Origin of the sequence: Mesorhizobium sp. M6A.T.Ce.TU.002.03.1.1, from assembly GCF_003997275.1 — a bacterium.
Classification (GTDB): domain Bacteria; phylum Pseudomonadota; class Alphaproteobacteria; order Rhizobiales; family Rhizobiaceae; genus Mesorhizobium; species Mesorhizobium mediterraneum.
Genome location: NZ_RZTI01000034.1, coordinates 14,022 through 33,656, shown reverse-complemented (window position 1 = coordinate 33,656; position 19,635 = coordinate 14,022). Strand labels below are relative to the sequence as shown.

Sequence of the window (19,635 nt, the reverse complement as noted above, 5' to 3'; positions counted from 1 at the left end):
CGCCCGCCCGGACCAGCTGCCGGGTTGGGTCGGACGTCGGCCCGCTACGCTGAAAGCTGAATTTTAGGAGAATCTCATGGCCATCGGTCCTGACACCAAAAGTGTCTACACCATTGCCCCGACGCCGTTCGAGGCGGATGGCAAGATTGACTGGGAATCACTCGATTCGATGGTCGATTTTTACGAGCGCTGCGGCGTCGATGGGATGACCATCCTCGGCATCATGGGCGAGGCCCCGAAGCTCGACGCCGGCGAATCGCTCGAGATCGTCAAACGCATCGTGGCGCGCACCAAGCTGCCGGTCATCGTCGGCGTCTCCGCACCCGGCTTCGCCGCCATGCGCAGCCTTGCGCGTGCCTCGATGGAGGTCGGCGCCCAGGGCGTGATGATTGCGCCGCAGCCATCGCTGCGCACCGACGACCAGATCGTCACCTATTTCCGCAACGCATCCGAAGCAGTCGGCGAGGATGTTCCTTTCGTCCTGCAGGACTATCCGCTGACCCTCTCGGTCGTCATGACGCCGGCCGTCATCCGCCGCATTGTCACCGACAATCCGGCCTGCTTCATGCTCAAGCACGAGGACTGGCCGGGCCTGGAGAAGATCAGCGCGCTGCGCGGCTTCCAGAAGGACGGCTCGCTACGGCCGCTGTCCATCCTCACCGGTAATGGCGGCCTCTTCCTCGACTTCGAGATGGAGCGCGGCGCCGACGGCGCGATGACTGGCTATGCTTTCCCCGATATGCTGGTCGACGTGGTGAAGCTGTCTGCCACCGGCGAGCGCGACAAGGCGCACGATCTTTTCGACGCCCACCTGCCCTATCTGCGCTATGAGCAGCAACCCGGTGTGGGACTTGCGGTACGCAAATATGTGATGATGAAGCGCGGTGCCATCGCGTCCGATGCCCAGCGCAAGCCGGGCAGCGCGTTGTCGGCGGCGGCCAGACAAGAGGTAGACTACCTGCTTTCGCGGCTGGAAAGCCGCGTCTAGCTTTCGTCTTCGGCTTTGCCGATCTTCTTTGGACACATCGATGTTGTCCCTCCCGGCTGGTTGGGAAAAAGGGATGTCGAACTGGGTCAGCGGCCGGACCGCTGATAGCCGGCGTGTTTTCTGCGCGAGCCGTAGCGCTTCTCGTAAAGCGGTCGCAGCAGCGACTGAATGTCAGGATCGGACACGCGCCTGCCTGTGGTTCTTGCCGAGTTCTTGATTCGCCTGACCCGCCCATCGAGGGCTCGGCGCACTTCGTGCGGAAAGATGCCGTTTCGATACATCGCGCTCTCCTGATTGACGAAAATGTTGGGCCTGATTGACGAAAATTTTGGGCGCGATAGTCGAAGGGCCGCACTACGGAATGATTTCAGCGAGGAGGAATTTGATTACAGTTGTAGCAACGGCGGAAGAGCAGCGATCCGCTGCCGCCCGGAACGGCTCAGCCTATGATCAGCGCATTGTCGCCGGCAACCACAGGGCGATCTGCGGGAAGATGATCAGCAGCACTGTCGTCACGACGAGCGCAATCGTCAGGATGCTGGTGCCCTTGTATACCTTCGTCAGGTCGGCTTCCGCGGTCGTGCCAACGACGAACGCGACGAGGCCGACCGGCGGGAAGACAAGCCCCATGGCGACCATCATCATGGAAACGACGCCGAACCAGATCGGATCGAAGCCGAGCGAAGTGATGAGCGGGAACGTCAGTTGCAATGTCAGAAGCAGCAGCGGGATCTCGTCCATGAACATGCTGATGACGAAGTAGACCGCCAAAATGCCGATGATCACCATCCAGCGATTGAGATCCATCGCGGTCACCAACGCGACGATCTCCTGCGGAATGCGGCTGAGCGTCATGTAGTGGCCGAATAAGGTCGCGCCGATCAGGATCAGGAAAATCATGGCGGAGGTGCGAATCGTCGATTTCAGCGCCTCCAGCACGCCATGCGCCGACAGCCCGCCAAGTGCGACGCCGATCACGCCCGCCATCAACGCGCCGACCGCGCCCACCTCGGTCGGAGTAGCGATCCCGAGGTAGAGCAGCGCGATCCCGATGACGATGAGCAACAGGCTCGGCCACACGCGCGCGAGGCTTGCCCAGCGCTCCCTGCCGGGAACCCGATAGGTCTCCGGTGCGTGCGACGGGCTGATCTTGGCCCAGAGATAGATCGTCAATGTCAGCAGGATACCGACCAGAATGCCAGGCATGATGCCGGCGATCAGCAGCTTGCCGACGGAAGTCTGCGTGGTGAGCCCGTAGATCACCATGGCGACGCTTGGCGGGATCAGGATGTCGAGCGTGGCACCGACGCCGATCGCGCCGGCGGCAAGCTCTTCGGAATAGCCGTGCCGGCGCATCTCCGGCATGGCGATCTTCGACATCACCGAGGCCGCGGCGACGCTCGCACCCGACATCGCGCCGAAAACCCCGCAGGACAACACGGTGGCGATAGCAAGCCCACCTGGGATGAGCGACAACCAGTTGCTCGCGGCGGTGTAAAGGTCGCGCGCGAGCCCGCTCGAAGCCGAGAAATAGGCCATCAGGATGAACATCGGGATCGTCGTGAGGGCATAGTCCGCCACCGTATCGAACGGCGTCAGGGCGACGATGCCCAGTATCTTGGCGAGATCGCCGGTCACCACATAAATGCCCAGCATTCCCGACGCGGCAAGCGCGACCGCGATCGGCACGCCGAGCAGCAGAAGCGCGACCAGTGCGACTAAGGGAAGCGCGGTGACCATCGGCTAGCGTTCACGACGCGGCGAGCCGGTCAGGATTGCCAGCGCAAGAATGAGGAAGCCGAGCGGGGGCAGCAAATACGCCGGGCCGACCGGAATCGGCAGCGCGCTCAGCGTCGTAGGCTCGAAGAGCGAGCGGTATGCCTGCTGCACGGTCGCCGCCGCGAACACGAGGCAGCACAATATGGCGACGATGTATGCGAGGTGATCAGTAATCGATCGCGGCAACGGCGAAAGCCGATCCACCAGAAAGGTCACCCGGATGAAGGCTCCGCCTCGAAATGCGGAAGGCAGGCCGAGAAAGATTGCCGCGGTCATCAAGTATTTCTCGGTGAGCTCGTAGGCGATCAGGATCGGGCTGTTCAAAAAATAACGACAGACGGCATCGGCGCTGGTCAGCAGCATCATGATGGCGGTCGCAGTGACGGCGGCGTAAACGAGCATGAACTCGCAACGCCGCTGCCATTTCTCGATTCGTCCAAGAACGATCATGTCTTGGGATGGTGGCATCGTGTCGGACATCGGCTTTTCGTTGAGGCGTCATCTCGCTCTGAGAACCGCCGAACATCAGTCGTTCAACATCTCGATGGTGGCTTCAAGAATCTGTCGGGCCTCCTTGTGGCCTTTGGCTTCCATTTTTTTGACCCAAGCGTCCCAGAGCGGCTGAGCGGCGACCTTGTTCCAGCGCACCACCTCCTCCGTCGGCATCGCGTAGCGGATCATCTCGCGGTTTTCCGCCTCGGCCCCGTCGAGGGCTGCCTGCTCGGCTGCGTCGAAGAAGTTCCTGCCCCATAATTTCGAACCTTCGAGGCCGCTGACGCTCATGATGGCGTCGCGGATATCCATGGGCAGGCTGTCCCATTTCTGTTTGTTGGCGCACAGCGAGCCGTACACGGCAGAGAGCGGCGCGATCGTGTAGTATTTCGCGACCTCGTAGAGCCGGAAGGCATTCACCGCCTCCCAGGGCGCTCCCATGCCGTCGACCACGCCCTTGTCGAGGGCCTGTTGACATCCGGCATCGGGACCAGTGTCGGCACGGCGCCCAGCGCCTTCATCTGCTCGGTCGGCGGTCCGCCGGTCACGCGTATCTTGAGACCCTTCAAATCCTCCAGCGTCTTCACCTGTTTGCTGGTGGTGAGGATGAAGTACGGATGGCTCGTCCACAGCGCCAGCGGCTGGGTCTCAGCATATTCCTCCCGTATGGCGGGGAACCTTTCGTAGAGTTTCCACAACACTTCGCTGCCTTTCTCGGCGGACGTGATCGGCAGGCCAGGCAGGGTGATCACATCCGACAGCGGGGTGACGTCCGGCCAGTAGCCGTGGAAGCACCAGCCAATGTCGACGACGCCGGCGCGCACCGCGTTCCACGTCTCCGTCCCTTTCACCAAGGTCTGCCCCGGATAGTGCTCGATCTTCACGCGGCCTTTGGTTGCTTCCTCGATCTTCTTGATCCAGGGCTGCATCGCGTGGACGGAGCCCCAGGCGGTCGGCGGATTCTGATCGGCCACTGTCAGTGTCACTTCCTGCGCGGGTGCCGCTGCGGTCAGGGCAAGTACAGTGCCCACGATCCCGATCGCCGAGAGAAGGTTTCTGACGACATCCCATGACTGCTGATAGATCATCCTTCGCGCTCCGCACTCTCATGTCATGAATGGCGCTGTCTCGGAGAATTGCGCTACAGAATGATTTCAGCGTAACGGAATTTAGTTACGTCTGTAACAGCGGGGAGAGTCGTTGTTGATCGGCGGCGCCGCCATATGGCAATTTGCTGTGGAAGGAGGCGGGCGGCTTGGCACTGATGCTGGCCAAACGGCAGCGTCAACAGCAATTGGGGAGACCCATGGCCAATGCTGAGGAACTCCGGAGCTACATCATCAAGGGTGGCGAGGAAGGGCGGTCGCGGCTCGCCCTCATCTCGCACGTGCTGGCGCCGGCAACCCGAGCGCTTCTCGATCGCTTCGAACCGCTGAACGGAATGTTGGCGCTGGACGCCGGTTGCGGCGGCGGTGACGTCAGCTTCGAGTTGGCGGCTCGGGTCGGTTCAAACGGCCGCGTCGTCGGATTCGATCTCGACGAAGAGAAGCTGGCGGCGGCCCGCGAAGAGGCAGCCAACCGCGGCCTCGCCAATGTCGCGTTTCACAAGGCGAGCGTGCTCAATCCATGGCCAATCTCGGGCGCCGCGTTGGTCTATATCCGGTTCGTTCTCACGCATCTCGCGAGCCCGGAGGAAGTGCTGGCGAGAGCAAGGGCGGCGCTGGCGTCCGGCGGCGTCTTGATCGTCGAGGATATCGACTATGCCGGCCAATTCTGCGATCCGCCTTGTCCGGCCGTTGATCGCTATAGCGAGCTCTTTGTCGCGACGCTCAAGGCGCGTGGCGGCGACCCGTTCATCGGGCGCAGGCTGGTCCGCCTTCTGGAAAGCGCGGGCTTTGCTAGTGTCGACTCCGGCCTCGTCCAACCCTTCGGGCGAAGCCGCGACATCAAACAGACCACATCGCTCACCATGGCGGCGATCGCCGGAGCCGTCGCAGCATCGGGCATCGCCACCGCCGAAGAGGTCGACCACGTGACGCGCGAGATCAAATCCTTTGCCGACCGGTCGGACACGACCATATCCCTTCCACGCATCTTTCAGGCGTGGGGGCGAATGACGTACTGACAGATGCATTGCCTTCCGGCAACGGCCTTGCCGTATGACGGCTTTGGGTCAAGCCACGCGGTTAGTGCGCGGCTTACCGCGCGCCCAAACCGCCCGCAGTTTCGCGCAGTGTTTCAGTTTGCATGAACAGTCTTGGGAAGAACTGCAAGGAAACAGAAATTGCGAGGTAGAATAATAGCTTATTGGATAAAGCTGGTGCGGTCGAGAAGACTCGAACTTCCACGGGTTGCCCCACAGCGACCTCAACGCTGCGCGTCTACCAATTCCGCCACGACCGCACGTGGTAGGAGCCGAAACGAACCGGCTCGCGGCGTGTAGCAAATCGTTTCCGGCGAAACAAGGGCGCGTCGCGCAATAATTGCCCGGGCTTCGGCATAACCCTTCAAAGAGCTGGAACGCGCCCGGAACTGGACGTTTCGCCCGATTGCCGCCATATGTGAGGCTAATGCATGTCGCCCAAAAGTGCGCAGCGGTTTTGGGACAACGATATGCATAAAACGAAAATCTAAAGCGTGCCCACGGTTCCCTTCAAACGCGGCGCGCTTTAGACGAGACACGCCATGACAGAACGCAGCCAGATCGCCACGTCGTTCCTGCCCCTGCCCGGTTCGGCGCCGGTCGAATGGCGGATCGAACCCGGCCTCACCGCCTATCCGGATGCGCTTGCCGTTATGGAGGCGCGTGCCGAAGCGATCCGAAGCGGCGCCGCCGGCGAGATGGTCTGGCTGGTCGAGCATCCGCCGCTCTACACCGCCGGCACCAGCGCCCGCATCGAGGACCTGATCGAGCCAGACCGTTTCCCGGTGTTCGCGGCCGGGCGCGGCGGCGAATACACCTATCACGGGCCAGGCCAGCGGGTCGCTTATGTGATGCTCGACCTGAAGCGGCGGCGCGAGGATGTCCGCGCCTTCGTCGCGGCACTTGAACAATGGATCATCGGCACGCTCGCCGCCTTCAACGTGCTCGGCGAACGGCGCGAGGACCGCGTCGGCGTCTGGGTGGTGCGACCGGATCGCCCCACCCTGCCTGACGGATCGCCGGCCGAGGACAAGATCGCTGCCATCGGCATCAGGCTGAGGCGCTGGGTGAGCTTTCACGGCATCGCCATCAATGTCGAGCCGGATCTCAGCCACTTCAGCGGCATCGTGCCGTGCGGCGTGCAGGACCACGGCGTTACCAGCCTTGTCGATCTCGGTCTTCCCCTGGGGATGGCCGACCTCGATCTCGCGCTGAAATCCGCATTCGAGGATGTCTTCGGACCGGCGGCGCCTTTGATTGTCGAAACCGCCCGCAAGGCTGGCTGACAGCGCTGAACCACCGAACTCCGACGCTGCCCCTCCCCCCGTGAAGAACGGGGCACGCTGCCTCACATCGCTCCGATCCAGATTGCCATGGAAACGAGAAACGTGCTCATGCACACCAGTGACACGACATCCTGAACAAGACCGGTCATAACGCTCTCCTGTTTTCAGTATGTTCGTATTTTGTTCTAATTTTGTTCGAATGTCAACGACCGCAATCCGAGCGTGTCGCGAAATTCCGGGCGCTCAGTTCGGCAGGGTTAAGAAAAGGTTGCGAGCCGGATTTCCGCCGTTTTCGGCGCTGGTTGCGTGTGGCGAAAATGCAGCCGGACAGCATGCTGATAGTCAGTCGCCAAGTGTGGAGATTCAGGTCAGGCCGGCATCACCTGAATATCGATACACCTAAAGCGGAACAACCTTGCCGTCGGCCAGCGTGACACGACGGTCCATGCGCGAGGCAAGCTCGTGATTGTGGGTGGCGATCAGCGCCGCCAGGCCCGATTGCCGGACCAGCGCGCTCAGCGCCTCGAACACATAAGAGGCGGTGACCGGGTCTAGGTTGCCGGTCGGCTCGTCTGCCAGCAGCACCAGCGGCGCATTGGCGACGGCGCGCGCGATGGCGACGCGCTGCTGCTCGCCGCCGGACAGTTCGGAGGGGCGATGCTGCGCGCGCTTGCCGATCTGCATGTAGTCGAGCAGCTGCGCCGAACGCTCGGCAGCCTCCTTGCGCGTCAGCCCCTTTATCAGCTGCGGCATCATGATGTTTTCCAGCGCCGTGAACTCCGGCAGCAGGTGATGGAACTGATAGACGAAGCCGACATCGTTGCGGCGGATCGCCGTGCGCTCGTCGTCGGAAAGCCGCCCGCAAGCGCGGCCGGCTAGAATCACATCGCCGGCGTCCGGCCGTTCCAGCAGTCCGGCTGTGTGCAACAGCGTCGATTTGCCGGTGCCCGAAGGCGCCACCAGCGCCACGATCTCGCCGCGCTTCAGCGAAAAATCGGCGCCGTTCAGGATGGTCAGCTTGCGCGGACCCTGGACATAGTGCCGCTCGACGCTCTTCAGCTCGATAATGGCCTCGGCCATCATTCGTACCTCAGCGCTTCGACGGGATCGAGCCTGGCCGCGCGCCATGCCGGAAACAGCGTCGCCAGGAACGACAGCACCAGCGCCATGAGCACCACCGAGATCGTCTCGCTGGCGTCCATGCGGGCAGGCAGCTGGCTGAGGAAATAGAGCTCGGGATTGAACAGCCTCTCGCCGGCCAACCAGGAGAAGAACTGGCGGATTCGCTCGACGTTCAGGCAGATTACAACGCCGAGCAGCACGCCGGCGATGGTGCCCACCACGCCGATCGCCGCGCCGGTCATCAGGAAGATGCGCAGGATCGCGCCGCGCGTGGCGCCCATGGTGCGCAGGATGGCGATGTCGTGGCCCTTGTCCTTCACCAGCATGATCAGGCCCGAAATGATGTTGAGCGCCGCCACCAGCACGATCAGCGTCAGGATCATGAACATGACGTTGCGCTCCACTTGCAGCGCATCGAAGAATGTCCTGTTGCGTTCTCGCCAGTCCACCATGGTGATCGGCCGCTGCGACGCCTCCTCGATCTTCGGCTTCAGCGCGTCGACATTGTCGGGATTGTCGACATAGAGCTCGATCGCCTGGGCCCGGCCATCCATGTTGAAATAGAGCTGCGCTTCCGAAAACGGCATGTAGACGATGGAGCTGTCATATTCCGACATGCCGACCTCGAAGATCGCCGTGACCGGGTAGCCCTTCATGCGCGGCGTCGTGCCGAGCGGCGTCACGTCGCCGTCGGGCGCGATCAGCGTGATGGTGTCGCCGAGCACAAGACCGAGATTCTCAGCCATGCGGCTGCCGATGGCGACGCCCTCGCTTGTGTCGAAGCCAGCGATCGAGCCCTGCTTGATGTTGTTGGCGACGATCGAAATCTTGCCCAGATCCTCGCCGCGGATGCCGCGCACCAGCGCTCCTGACCCGCCGCCGACATTGCCTTGCGCCAGCACCTGCCCGTCGATCAGCGGAATAGCGTATTTGACGCCGGGCACGCCGTTGATGCGGCCGGCAACCTGCGCATAGTCCTCCAGCGGCATGTCAAGCGGCTGCACGATCAGATGGCCATTGACGCCGAGAATGCGCGTCAGAAGTTCGGCGCGAAACCCGTTCATGACGGCCATCACGACGATCAGCGTGGCGACGCCCAGCATGATGCCGAGGAAGGAGATCGAGGCAATGACCGAGATCACCGTCTCCTTGCGGCGCGAGCGCAGATAGCGCCACGCGACCATGCGTTCGAAAACGGAAAAAGGTCCGGCGGCCGGGGGTTTCGCTACTGCGGCTTCGCTCATGCGGCAGAACCGAAACGCTTCTTCACGTCTGCGATCGGCAGCGTCTCACGCTCGCCGGTCCTGCGGTTCTTGATCTCGATCTCGCCGGCCGCCACGCCGCGCGGCCCGACGATCACCTGCCACGGCAGGCCGATCAGGTCGGCGGTGGCGAACTTGCCGCCCGGCCGCTGGTCGGTGTCGTCGTAGAGCACGTCCTTGCCGGCGGCGACAAACGCTGCATGGAGCTCATCGCAGACGCGGTCGCACTCGGCGTCACCGGCTTTCATATTGATCAGACCGATGTCGAAAGGCGCCACCGCCTCCGGCCAGATGATGCCGTTGTCGTCATGGCTGGCCTCGATGATCGCCGCGACCAGGCGCGACGGGCCGATGCCGTAGGAACCTCCGGAGACAAAATGATCCTTGCCGTCGGGCCCGGTCACCTTGGCGCCCATCGGCTTCGAATATTTGTCGCCGAAATGGAAGATGTGGCCGACCTCAATGCCGCGCGCCGAGACACGGTCGGTCGTCGCAACCTTCTCCCACGCCGCCTCGTCGTGCATCTCGTCGGTCGCGGCGTAGGGCGTCGTCCATGTCTTGACGATGTCGCCGATCGCGGCATCGTTGGAGAAGTCCGTGTCCGCGCCCGGCACATCAAGCGCGAGATAATCGCGATGGCAATAGACCTGGCTCTCGCCGGTGTCGGCCAGGATGATGAATTCGTGGCTGAGGTCGCCGCCGATCGGCCCGGTGTCGGCACGCATCGGGATCGCCTGCAGCCCCATGCGCGTGAACGTCCTGAGGTAGGACACGAACATCCTGTTATAGGCCGCCTTGGCGCTTTCGAAGTCGAGATCGAAGGAATAGGCGTCCTTCATCAGGAACTCTCTGCTGCGCATGACGCCGAAGCGCGGCCGCACCTCGTCGCGGAACTTCCACTGGATGTGATAGAGATTGAGCGGCAGATCCTTGTACGACTTCACATAGGCGCGGAAAATCTCGGTGACCATCTCCTCGTTGGTCGGCCCATAGAGCATGTCCCGATCTTGCCGGTCCTTGATGCGCAGCATCTCCTTGCCATAATCGTCATAGCGGCCGCTTTCGCGCCACAGCTCGGCGGACTGGATGGTCGGCATCAGGATCTCGAGCGCGCCGGCGCGGTTCTGCTCCTCGCGAATGATCCGGCAGACCTTGTCCAGCACCCTTTTGCCGAGCGGCAGCCAGGAAAAACTGCCTTGCCCCTGCTGGCGGATCATGCCGGCGCGTAGCATCAGCCGGTGCGAGACGATTTCGGCCTCGCGCGGGTTTTCTTTGAGGATAGGCAGGAAATAGCGCGACAAACGCATGGACTGGTCCGTGAGAGAGAGTTACCGCACCGGAATCGGCGCAGCGCTGGGCTTGCTTGCCCCGGCTTCATAGCCATTTCATGACGGAATGGAAACCCGCCCCCCAAGCGCCGCAAAGGGTGCCGCAGTGCCGCATCCGCCTTGCTGGTCGTTTCGCAAGCAACGCTTGCCACACTATTGTGCAGTGCAGCACGAGATTGCCTATTTCCAGGCAAAATTCTGCGTGACATTTTCACCCGCCTTGGTCTAATGTGCCCCGATAACCGAGAGGGCGGAAAGAAATCTGCCCTCCTACGCGGTCAAAGTCTTGGGAGGATGCGATCTAGGCGCGGTTACTCGCTGCCGCCGGACACCGGAAACAGATCGGACGCGTTTAAATTGCAAGGCCTTGTGCCTTGCATTTTTTTTGTGCAATCATTTGGTTAGCACGACGTACTGCCAAATCGCTTTATCCAGATGTGTCGCCCGAAGGTGCGCGGCCGCTAAAGCAAGAAATTGACGCGCGTAAATACTAATCCCTTGGAGCGCGTGGCGCCCTCGCGGCAGCAAAACAGATCCGGAAGCCGGCTTTGTTTTGCCCCCATCGGCGCTCGCGTTCAGGGCGACGAATAGTGCGTCGCCGGTTATGCTAACTCTTGGGGCTCTGGCTAAAATCCGGCACGATGTGCGGGATATCGTCGATGCCGAGGCCGAGCCCCCTCGTGATGCCATAGAAGATGCCAAGAAGAACCATCGTGACGATCGTCGTCCGCAGCACGGCGCGCAGCATATGCGGTCCGCGAGGCGCGCTATGTACAGTGCCCAGCGTCACGTCCTGATCCTCGTCCTGCGTCCTCATGCTGAACGGCAGGACGGCGAACAGCACCACCCACCATGTGATGAAGAACAGGGCGATAAACGAAACCCAGCTCATGCTTGCTCCAGTTCGACCAGCGTGCCGAAGAAATCCTTGGGATGCAGGAACAGCACCGGCTTGCCATGCGCGCCGGTCTTCGGGTTGCCGTCGCCCAGGACGCGGGCGCCGCTGGCCTTGAGGTGATCACGCGCGGCAAGAATGTCGTCAACCTCATAACAGACATGATGCATGCCGCCCGAGGGGTTCTTCTCGAGGAATGCCGCGATCGGCGAACCCTCGCCGAGCGGCTCCAGCAATTCGATCTTGGTGTTGCCGACATCGACGAACACCACCGTCACGCCATGTTCCGGCAGCGCCTGCGGCGCGGTCACCCGAGCGCCGAGCGTGTCGCGATAGGCCGCTGTCGCCGCGGCCAGATCCGGCACGGCAAGCGCGACATGGTTCAGGCGTCCGAGCATAGGTGCTCCCAGGTTAGGGGAGTAGGGGAGTAAGGCAGTAGGGCAGTAGGGGAGGAGGAAATAGGAGCGCAAACGGTCTGCACTTCTCGATCCGATTTTTCCCTACTGCCCTACTGCCCTACTCCCCTACTCCCTTGTTCGTCACCGCGTGACGAACACTGTCACCAGCGGCTTCTTGCCCCAGGCTTCGTTGGCGGCGCCGCGGACGGCGCGGCGCACCGCCTCCTGCACGAGGTCGAGGTCTTTTCGGCGCTGACGGGGGATGGAGTCCACGGCGCCGATTGCCGCATCGATCATCAGGTCTTCCAGGCTCTCGCCGCGCGCATCGGCCTCGGCGACGCCGATGGCGACCAGGTCGGGATCGCCGGCGAGTTCATATTTGTCGTCGAGCACGACATTGACCGCGACATGGCCGGCGAAGGACAGCTTGCGCCGGTCGCGAATGCCCATTGCCTGGTCGGTGCCGATCAGCCTGCCGTCCTTGTAGATGCGGCCGAACGGCACCTGGTCGATGATCGTGGCAGCACCTGGATAGAGCCGCAGCATGTCGCCGTCGCGCACCTGCGCCACCTGGCCGATGCCCGACGTTGACATCAGCGAGCCCTGCGCCACCAGATGCGCCGCCTCGCCATGCACGGGAACGCCGATCTGCGGCCGCACCCATTCATACATCTTGCGCAACTCGCTGCGGCGTGGATGGCCGGAGACATGCACCAGCGCATCGCCGTCCTCGATGATCTTGATGCCGAGATCGATCAGGCGGTTCTTGATCTCGAGAATCCCCTTCTCGTTGCCGGGAATGGTGCGCGAGGAAAACACCACCGTGTCGCCTGCTGTCAGCGACACTGATTTCATCTCGTCGCGCGACAGTTTCGCCAATGCCGCAAGCGGCTCGCCCTGGCTGCCGGTGCAGATGATGACGAGGTTTTCACGCGGGATGAAGCCAAAATCCTCCTCGGCGATGAATTCGGGCAGCCCGTCCATGTAGCCGAGCTCACCGGCAACATCGATGACGCGTTTCAGCGAGCGGCCAAGCACCAGGCACTGGCGGCCGGCATCCCTAGCCGCCTTGGCAATGGAGACGATGCGCCCGACATTGGAGGAAAAAGTGGTGACCGCGACACGGCCCTTGGCGCTCTGGATGACGCCCTTGAGGCCCTCGCCCACCGCCACTTCGGACGGCGACTCCCCTTCCCGCAGCGCATTGGTGGAATCGCAGATCAGCGCCAGCACGCCCTTGTCGCCATAGGCGCGGAAGCGGGCCTCGTCGGTCATCGGTCCGATCGTCGGCGCCGGATCGATCTTCCAGTCGCCGGTGTGGATGACGGTGCCGGCCGGCGAGGTGATCGCCAGCGACATCGGTTCGGGAATAGAATGCGCGACGGGAATCGCCTCGATCTCGAACGGGCCGATGGTGAATTTTTCGCCGGCCCGGTAGATCGTCAACGGGATCTTCGGTGCGCCCTGCTCGCCTTGCCGCTTGGCTTCCAGCAATCCGGCGCCGAAGGGCGTCATCCAGACCGGCGCCTTGAGCTTCGGCCATGTGTCGAGCAGCGCGCCGTAATGGTCCTCATGCGCGTGCGTGATGACGATGCCGCGCAGATTGGCGATGTTCTCCTCGATGAAGCGCGTGTCGGGCAGCACCAGGTCGACGCCAGGCAGGCTGGCATCGGGAAAGGTGACGCCGACATCGACGACAATCCATTCGCGCGCATTGGCCGGGCCGTAGCCATAGAGGGCGAAGTTCATGCCGATCTCGCCGACGCCGCCGAGCGGCACGAAGACGAGTTCGGCGTTTTCAGCTTTCGCCATGATCTTTCCTTTCCTGGCCGGTCAAACCAGGCCCGTCTAATCTAGGCCCGTCAAACCTGAGCCGACGCGACCGCGCCAAAATGCACATCGCCGGCGGCGATCGTCAGAACCGAACCCTCATCGTCGCGGATCACGAAACGGCAGTCCTCGTCAATGGTCTCGAACGTGCCGCGCACCACATTACCGTCAATTCTGACAGCAACCTGCCCGCCAAGCCCTGCCGCGCGCGCCAGCCAGCGCTGCCTGACGGCGGAAAGCCCGCGCCCCTCGTTCCACAGCCGCGCATTCTCGCTCCAGGCATCCGACAGCGCCAGAAACAATGTCTCGGCATCGCAAGCAGCACCCAGCGCGCTAAGCGATGTCGCGGGATAGGGCAAATCGTTGGGATAAGCCACAACATTGACACCGATGCCCACCGCCACCGCGAAGCGATCGCCTTCGAGTATCGCCGATTCCAGCAGGATGCCGGCAAGCTTGGCGCCGGAGGCGAGCACATCGTTCGGCCATTTGAGCTCGAAACGGTTCTTCCCATCGCTGCCGCCGTCGAGGCCGATTGCGATCCTGCCCTTCGGCACGACGGCGTCGAGCGCATCGGCCAGCGCCAGCCCGGCGACGAAGCCGAGCGTCGCGGCAAGGCGAAGCTCGGCGTTGGTGACGACAAGCAGCGTCGCCGCCAGATTGCCCTCGGGCGTCGTCCAGACCCGGCCGCGCCGGCCACGCCCGCTTTCCTGTTTTTTTGAAACGACCCAGAGCTTTCCCGGGTCCCCGGCCCGCGCATGATCCAGCGCCAGCGCATTGGTGGAACCGACCGTGTCATGTGCCTCGAGCCGGAACCCTTCCGAGGCCGCTGTTGGAGCCAGCCGAAATGCCATCGCGTCAGAAAAATGTCTTGGCGGCGGCTTCGGCATAGGTGCCGATCGGCCCGCCGATCAGCACGTAGAACAGCACGAAGGCGCCGCAGACGCCGAGCACGACGCGAAGCTCGGTCGCCATCGGCACAAAGCCGCCGACCGGTTCGTCGAACCACATGATCTTGATGATGCGCAGATAATAATAGGCGCCCACCACCGAGGCCAGCACGCCGATGATCGCCAGTGCGTAGAGGTTGGCGTTGATGGCGGCGAGGAACACGTACCACTTCCCCCAGAAGCCGGCGAGCGGCGGGATGCCGGCCAGAGAGAACATCAGGATGGTCAGGATCGTCGCCATGATCGGATTGGTCGACGACAGGCCGGCGAGATCGCTGATCTGCTCGACATTGCCTTCCTTGCGCCGCATGGCGAGGATGAAGGCGAAGGTGCCGAGCGTCATCACCAGATAGATCAGCATATAGATGGCGACGCCGCGCACGCCGGCCTGGCTGTTGGCGGCGAGACCGACCAGTGCGTAGCCCATATGGCCGATCGAGGAATAGGCCATCAGGCGCTTGATATTGGTCTGGCCGATGGCCGCGAAGGCGCCCAGCGCCATCGAGGCGATCGAGATGAAGACGATGATCTGCTGCCAGTCGGCGGCGATCGGCTTGAACGCGCCCATGGTGACGCGCACGATCAGCGCCATCGCCGCCATCTTCGGCGCCGCAGCGAGGAAGGCCGTCACCGGCGTCGGCGCGCCTTCATAGACGTCGGGCGTCCACATGTGGAACGGCACCGCCGATATCTTGAAGGCGAGGCCGGCCAGCACGAAGACCAGGCCGAAGACGAGGCCAAGCTGCCGCTCGCCGCCGCCCAACGCCGTGGCGATTTCCTGGAACCCGGTGTTGCCGGTGTAGCCATAGACGAGGCTGATGCCGTAAAGCAGCATGCCCGACGACAGCGCGCCGAGGACGAAATACTTCAACCCCGCCTCGGTCGAGCGCAGATTGTCCCGGTTGATCGCCGCCAGCACGTAGATCGCCAGCGACTGCAATTCGAGGCCGAGATAAAGCCCGATCATGCCGTTGGCCGAGATCATCAGCATCATGCCGAGCGTGCACAGCAGGATCAGCACCGGATATTCGAACTTGTCGAAATGCTCCGCCTTGGCGAAGCGCATCGACATGACCAGTGTCACCGCCGACCCGATCAGCGCCAGCACCTTCATGAAGCGGGCGAAGGGATCCTGGACGAAGGCTTCGCCGTAGGCGTAGCCCTGCCCGGTGGAAAAGATCGTCCAGACGCCGGCAACCACCAGGACGGCGACGGCAAGGCCGCTCACCGTTGTGGTGGTGTTGGCGCGCGAATAGGCGCCGAGCATCAGGAGCGCCAGGGCGCCGATGGCAAGGATCAGCTCTGGTGTCGAGAGCGACAGGCTGGAGAGAAGGTCCGGCGTCATGGTTCGCAAACCTCTCAGTCAGTTCGCCGCCGCGGTCTGCGCGGTGTTGATGGATGCGGTGACATTGGTGACGAGCGCCTTGACCGATTCGGCCGTCGCGTCGAAGACCGGCGCCGGGTAGACGCCGAAGAAGATGACCAGCACGACCAGCGGATAGATGATCACCTTCTCGCGCGCCGACAGGTCAAGCAGGTTTTTCAAGCTGTCCTTGGTCAGCGCGCCGAAGATCACCCGGCGATAGAGCCAGAGCGCATAGGCCGCCGACAGGACGACGCCGGTGGCGGCGAAGAACGCCACCCAGGTGTTGACCCGGAACACGCCGAGCATGGTCAGGAATTCGCCGACGAAGCCGCTGGTGCCGGGCAGGCCGACATTGGCCATAGTGAAGATCATGAACACGGTGGCGTATTTCGGCATGTTGTTGACCAGCCCGCCATAGGCGTCGATGTCGCGTGTGTGCATGCGGTCGTAGATGACGCCGACACAGAGGAACAGCGCGCCGGAGACCAGGCCGTGCGACAGCATCTGGAAGATCGCCCCCTGGACGCCTTCCTGGTTCATCGCGAAGATGCCCATGGTGACGAAGCCCATATGGGCAACCGACGAATAGGCGATCAGCTTCTTCATGTCCTCCTGCATCAGCGCCACCAGCGAGGTGTAGATGATGGCGACGACGGACAGCGCGAAGACCAGTGGCGCGAACATCTCCGAGGCGATCGGAAACATCGGCAGCGAGAAGCGCAGGAAGCCGTATCCGCCCATCTTGAGCAGGATGGCGGCCAGGATCACCGAACCGGCCGTCGGCGCCTCGACATGGGCGTCCGGCAACCAGGTGTGCACCGGCCACATCGGCATCTTCACGGCGAAGGATGCGAAGAAGGCAAGCCATAGCCATGTCTGCATGGTCGCCGGGAAGTTGTGCGTCAGCAGCGTCGGAATGTCGGTGGTGCCGGACTGGAAGAACATCGCCATGATGGCGAGCAGCATCAGCACCGAGCCGGCCAGCGTGTAGAGGAAGAATTTGAACGAGGCATAGACGCGCCGCTTGCCGCCCCACACGCCGATGATGATGAACATCGGGATCAGGCCGGCTTCGAAGAAGACGTAGAACAAAACGATGTCGAGCGCGCAGAACACGCCGATCATCAGCGTCTCCAGCAACAGGAAGGCTATCATGTAGGCCTTGACGCGCTTCTCGATCGATTCCCACGAAGCCAGGATGCAGAGCGGCATCAGGAAGGTGGTCAGGATGACGAACAGCATGGAAATGCCGTCGACGCCCATATGGTACGAGATGCCGGAATCCAGCCAGGCAAACTTCTCGACAAACTGGAAGCCAGGCTCCGAATTGTCGAAGCCGGTCCAGATGAACAGCGAAATCACGAAGGTGAACGTGGTCGTCAACAGCGCGATGGCGCGGATGTTGCGGCGCGCATTCTCGCTGTCGTCGCGGACGAACAGGATGAGCAGCACACCAACCAGCGGCAGGAAGGTGACCAGCGACAGGATCGGCCAGGCGGTCATCAGAGCATCATCCAGGTGACGAGTGCGGCAACGCCGATCAGCATGGCGAAGGCGTAATGATAGAGGTAGCCGGTCTGCAGCTTGACGACCCGGTTGGTGACGTCGACGACGCGCGCCGAAATACCGTCCGGACCCAGCCCGTCGATTACGGTGCCGTCACCGGTCTTCCACAGGAAGTGGCCGAGGCGTTTTGCCGGCCGCACGAACAGGAGATCGAAAAGTTCGTCGAAATACCACTTGTTGAGCAGGAAGGCGTAGAGCCCGCGATGCTGCGCCGCCAAATTCTTCGGCATTTCCGGCGCGCGGATGTAGAATTGCCAGGCAATCGCAAAGCCGATCAGCATGGCGATGAACGGCGCCAGCTTCACCCACAACGGCACTTCATGGATGTCGTGCAGGATGTGGTTTTCCGGCAGTGTGAACAGCGACGCCTTCCAGAACTCGGCATAGCCCTCGCCGATGAAGGCGCCATGGAAGATCACGCCGGCGAACAGCGCGCCCGCTGCCAGGATGAACAGCGGCACCAGCATGACCGGCGGCGATTCATGGACATGGTGCATCACCTCATGGCTCGCCCGCGGCTGGCCGTGGAAAGTCATGAAGATCAGCCGCCAGGAGTAGAAGCTGGTGAAGCAGGCGGCGACGACCAGCAGCACGAAGGCAAGGCCGGCGACCGGATTGTGCGCGGCAAAGGCGCTTTCGATGATCGCGTCCTTGGAGAAGAACCCCGCGGTGCCGATGACCGTCACCGGAATGCCGACGCCGGTCAGCGCCAGCGTGCCGATCACCATCATCCAGTAGGTCTTCGGAATGAGCGTCCTGAGCCCGCCCATCCTGCGCATGTCCTGCTCGTCGGAGACGGCGTGAATCACCGAGCCCGAGCCGAGGAACAGCAGCGCCTTGAAGAAGGCATGCGTGAACAGATGGAAGATCGCCGCGCCATAGGCGCCGACGCCGAGCGCCACGAACATGTAGCCGAGTTGTGAGCAGGTCGAATAGGCGATGACGCGCTTGATGTCGTTCTGGACGAGGCCGACGGTCGCCGCGAAGAAGGCGGTGAAGGCGCCGATGAAGGTGACCACGATCAGCGCCGAATGCGACAGTTCGAACAGCGGCGACAGCCGCGCCAGCATGAACACGCCGGCCGTCACCATGGTGGCGGCATGGATTAGTGCCGAGACCGGCGTCGGGCCCTCCATGGCGTCCGGCAGCCAGGTGTGCAACGGCACCTGTGCCGACTTGCCCATGGCACCCATGAACAAAAGCAGGCAGACGACGGTCATCGCAGCCTGCTTGTCGAGCGCATAGCCGAGGAAGGTCAGCACGGCAGCACCTTGCGGGGCGCCTTCGGCCGGAATGAACGTCGCCGCATTGGCGAAGATGGTGCCGAGATTGACCGAGCCGAACAGCACGAACACGCCGAAGATGCCGAGCGCAAAGCCGAAATCGCCGATGCGATTGACGACGAAGGCCTTGATCGCGGCGGCATTGGCCGACGGCTTCTTGTACCAGAAGCCGATCAGCAGGTAGGAAGCGAGGCCGACGCCTTCCCAGCCAAAGAACATCTGCACGAGGTTGTCGGCCGTTACCAGCATCAGCATGGCGAAGGTGAACAGCGACAGATAGGCGAAGAAGCGCGGCCGGTTCGGGTCGTGATGCATGTAGCCGATCGAGTAGATGTGGACCAGCGCCGACACCGTGTTGACCACGACCAGCATCACCACCGTCAGCGTGTCGATCCTGAGCGCCCATGCGGCCTCTAACCCGCCCGACTGGATCCAGCGCATCACCGGCACGGTGAATACCTCGCCCTCGCCGAAGCCGACCGAGAAGAAGGCGACCCACGACAGCACGGCTGATATCACCAGGAAGCCGGAGGTGATGTATTCGGACGCCTTGGCGCCGAGCGACGTGCCGAACAGGCCGACGATCAGGAAGCCGAGCAGCGGAAGGAAGACGATGGCCTGATACATGGTGGTTTCCGTCAACCCTTCATCATGTTCACGTCTTCGACCGCGATCGAACCGCGGTTGCGGAAGAAGACGACGAGAATGGCGAGGCCGATCGCGGCTTCAGCCGCTGCGACCGTCAGCACGAACAACGCGAATACCTGTCCGACGAGATCGCCGAGCGCTGCCGAGAAGGCGACGAAATTGATGTTGACCGCGAGCAGGATCAACTCGATCGACATCAGGATGACGATGATGTTCCTGCGGTTGAGGAAAATGCCGAACACGCCGAGCGTGAACAGGATTGCCGATACGGTCAGAAAGTGTGCGATGCCGACGGTCAT

The 19,635-nt window shown here is 62.5% G+C and carries 19 protein-coding genes and 1 tRNA gene; 3 read left to right on the top strand and 17 right to left on the bottom strand.

The window, feature by feature from the left end; genetic code table 11:
- The first annotated feature begins 76 nt into the window (after positions 1-76).
- Positions 77-988, top strand: a complete 912-nt coding sequence (locus EOC93_RS13325) for a dihydrodipicolinate synthase family protein (protein ID WP_127204836.1) — start codon at positions 77-79, stop codon at positions 986-988.
- 86 nt (positions 989-1,074) lie between these two features.
- Here EOC93_RS13325 and EOC93_RS13320 read toward each other — a convergent pair whose 3' ends face one another.
- The 5 genes from EOC93_RS13320 to EOC93_RS35365 all read right to left on the bottom strand — a co-directional run bounded on the left by EOC93_RS13320 (position 1,075) and on the right by EOC93_RS35365 (position 4,347).
- Positions 1,075-1,269, bottom strand: a complete 195-nt coding sequence (locus tag EOC93_RS13320; RefSeq protein WP_127204835.1) for a hypothetical protein — start codon at positions 1,267-1,269, stop codon at positions 1,075-1,077.
- Positions 1,270-1,438: 169 nt separating this feature from the next.
- Positions 1,439-2,728, bottom strand: coding sequence for a TRAP transporter large permease (locus tag EOC93_RS13315; protein ID WP_127204834.1), 1,290 nt, complete (start codon positions 2,726-2,728; stop codon positions 1,439-1,441).
- A 3-nt stretch (positions 2,729-2,731) separates the two neighbouring features.
- On the bottom strand, positions 2,732-3,247 hold the full coding sequence (locus EOC93_RS13310; protein ID WP_127204833.1) for a TRAP transporter small permease: 516 nt from the start codon (positions 3,245-3,247) through the stop codon (positions 2,732-2,734).
- Between the two features lie 45 nt (positions 3,248-3,292).
- Positions 3,293-3,712, bottom strand: a complete 420-nt coding sequence (locus tag EOC93_RS35370) for a hypothetical protein (protein ID WP_127204832.1) — start codon at positions 3,710-3,712, stop codon at positions 3,293-3,295.
- Positions 3,676-4,347 carry a hypothetical protein gene (locus tag EOC93_RS35365; RefSeq protein ID WP_127204831.1) on the bottom strand — a complete coding sequence of 224 codons (672 nt, stop codon included), beginning with the start codon at positions 4,345-4,347 and terminating at the stop codon, positions 3,676-3,678. Before EOC93_RS35365 ends, EOC93_RS35370 begins: the two co-directional genes overlap by 37 nt.
- Before the next feature lie 218 nt (positions 4,348-4,565).
- On the opposite strand from EOC93_RS35365, the gene EOC93_RS13295 reads away from it, so the two are divergent.
- Positions 4,566-5,384, top strand: coding sequence for a methyltransferase domain-containing protein (locus EOC93_RS13295; protein ID WP_164759130.1), 819 nt, complete (start codon positions 4,566-4,568; stop codon positions 5,382-5,384).
- Between the two features lie 193 nt (positions 5,385-5,577).
- On the opposite strand, the gene EOC93_RS13290 is transcribed toward EOC93_RS13295, so the two are convergent.
- Positions 5,578-5,662 (bottom strand) — tRNA-Leu (locus tag EOC93_RS13290).
- Between the two features lie 282 nt (positions 5,663-5,944).
- On the opposite strand from EOC93_RS13290, the gene lipB reads away from it, so the two are divergent.
- Positions 5,945-6,688, top strand: a complete 744-nt coding sequence (gene lipB, locus EOC93_RS13285; RefSeq protein ID WP_127204829.1) for a lipoyl(octanoyl) transferase LipB — start codon at positions 5,945-5,947, stop codon at positions 6,686-6,688.
- Positions 6,689-7,087: 399 nt separating this feature from the next.
- On the opposite strand, the gene EOC93_RS13280 is transcribed toward lipB, so the two are convergent.
- From EOC93_RS13280 to nuoK, 11 genes are all read right to left on the bottom strand, one after another.
- The gene (locus tag EOC93_RS13280; protein WP_185928275.1) at positions 7,088-7,771 is read right to left on the bottom strand and encodes an ABC transporter ATP-binding protein; all 684 of its coding nucleotides are present in this window, start codon (positions 7,769-7,771) and stop codon (positions 7,088-7,090) included.
- Positions 7,768-9,054 carry a lipoprotein-releasing ABC transporter permease subunit gene (locus EOC93_RS13275; protein ID WP_127204828.1) on the bottom strand — a complete coding sequence of 429 codons (1,287 nt, stop codon included), beginning with the start codon at positions 9,052-9,054 and terminating at the stop codon, positions 7,768-7,770. The genes EOC93_RS13280 and EOC93_RS13275 overlap by 4 nt, the downstream gene beginning before the upstream one ends.
- Positions 9,051-10,379: a proline--tRNA ligase gene (gene proS / locus EOC93_RS13270; RefSeq protein WP_127204827.1), complete on the bottom strand. Its 1,329-nt coding sequence runs from the start codon at positions 10,377-10,379 to the stop codon at positions 9,051-9,053. The genes EOC93_RS13275 and proS overlap by 4 nt, the downstream gene beginning before the upstream one ends.
- Before the next feature lie 628 nt (positions 10,380-11,007).
- Positions 11,008-11,292: a DUF1467 family protein gene (locus EOC93_RS13265; protein WP_095483450.1), complete on the bottom strand. Its 285-nt coding sequence runs from the start codon at positions 11,290-11,292 to the stop codon at positions 11,008-11,010.
- A complete protein-coding gene (mce, locus tag EOC93_RS13260; protein WP_095483449.1) occupies positions 11,289-11,693 on the bottom strand; it encodes a methylmalonyl-CoA epimerase in 405 nt (134 codons plus the stop codon). The genes EOC93_RS13265 and mce overlap by 4 nt, the downstream gene beginning before the upstream one ends.
- Before the next feature lie 141 nt (positions 11,694-11,834).
- Positions 11,835-13,505: a ribonuclease J gene (locus EOC93_RS13255; protein WP_127204826.1), complete on the bottom strand. Its 1,671-nt coding sequence runs from the start codon at positions 13,503-13,505 to the stop codon at positions 11,835-11,837.
- Positions 13,506-13,555: 50 nt separating this feature from the next.
- Positions 13,556-14,377, bottom strand: coding sequence for a biotin--[acetyl-CoA-carboxylase] ligase (locus tag EOC93_RS13250; RefSeq protein WP_127204825.1), 822 nt, complete (start codon positions 14,375-14,377; stop codon positions 13,556-13,558).
- Between the two features lie 4 nt (positions 14,378-14,381).
- On the bottom strand, positions 14,382-15,818 hold the full coding sequence (gene nuoN / locus EOC93_RS13245; RefSeq protein ID WP_095483446.1) for an NADH-quinone oxidoreductase subunit NuoN: 1,437 nt from the start codon (positions 15,816-15,818) through the stop codon (positions 14,382-14,384).
- 18 nt (positions 15,819-15,836) lie between these two features.
- A complete protein-coding gene (locus tag EOC93_RS13240) occupies positions 15,837-17,342 on the bottom strand; it encodes an NADH-quinone oxidoreductase subunit M (protein WP_127204824.1) in 1,506 nt (501 codons plus the stop codon).
- On the bottom strand, positions 17,342-19,315 hold the full coding sequence (nuoL, locus tag EOC93_RS13235; protein WP_095483444.1) for an NADH-quinone oxidoreductase subunit L: 1,974 nt from the start codon (positions 19,313-19,315) through the stop codon (positions 17,342-17,344). Before nuoL ends, EOC93_RS13240 begins: the two co-directional genes overlap by 1 nt.
- 11 nt (positions 19,316-19,326) lie before the next feature.
- Entirely contained in the window at positions 19,327-19,635 is a 309-nt protein-coding gene (gene nuoK / locus EOC93_RS13230; protein WP_095483443.1) for an NADH-quinone oxidoreductase subunit NuoK, read from the bottom strand.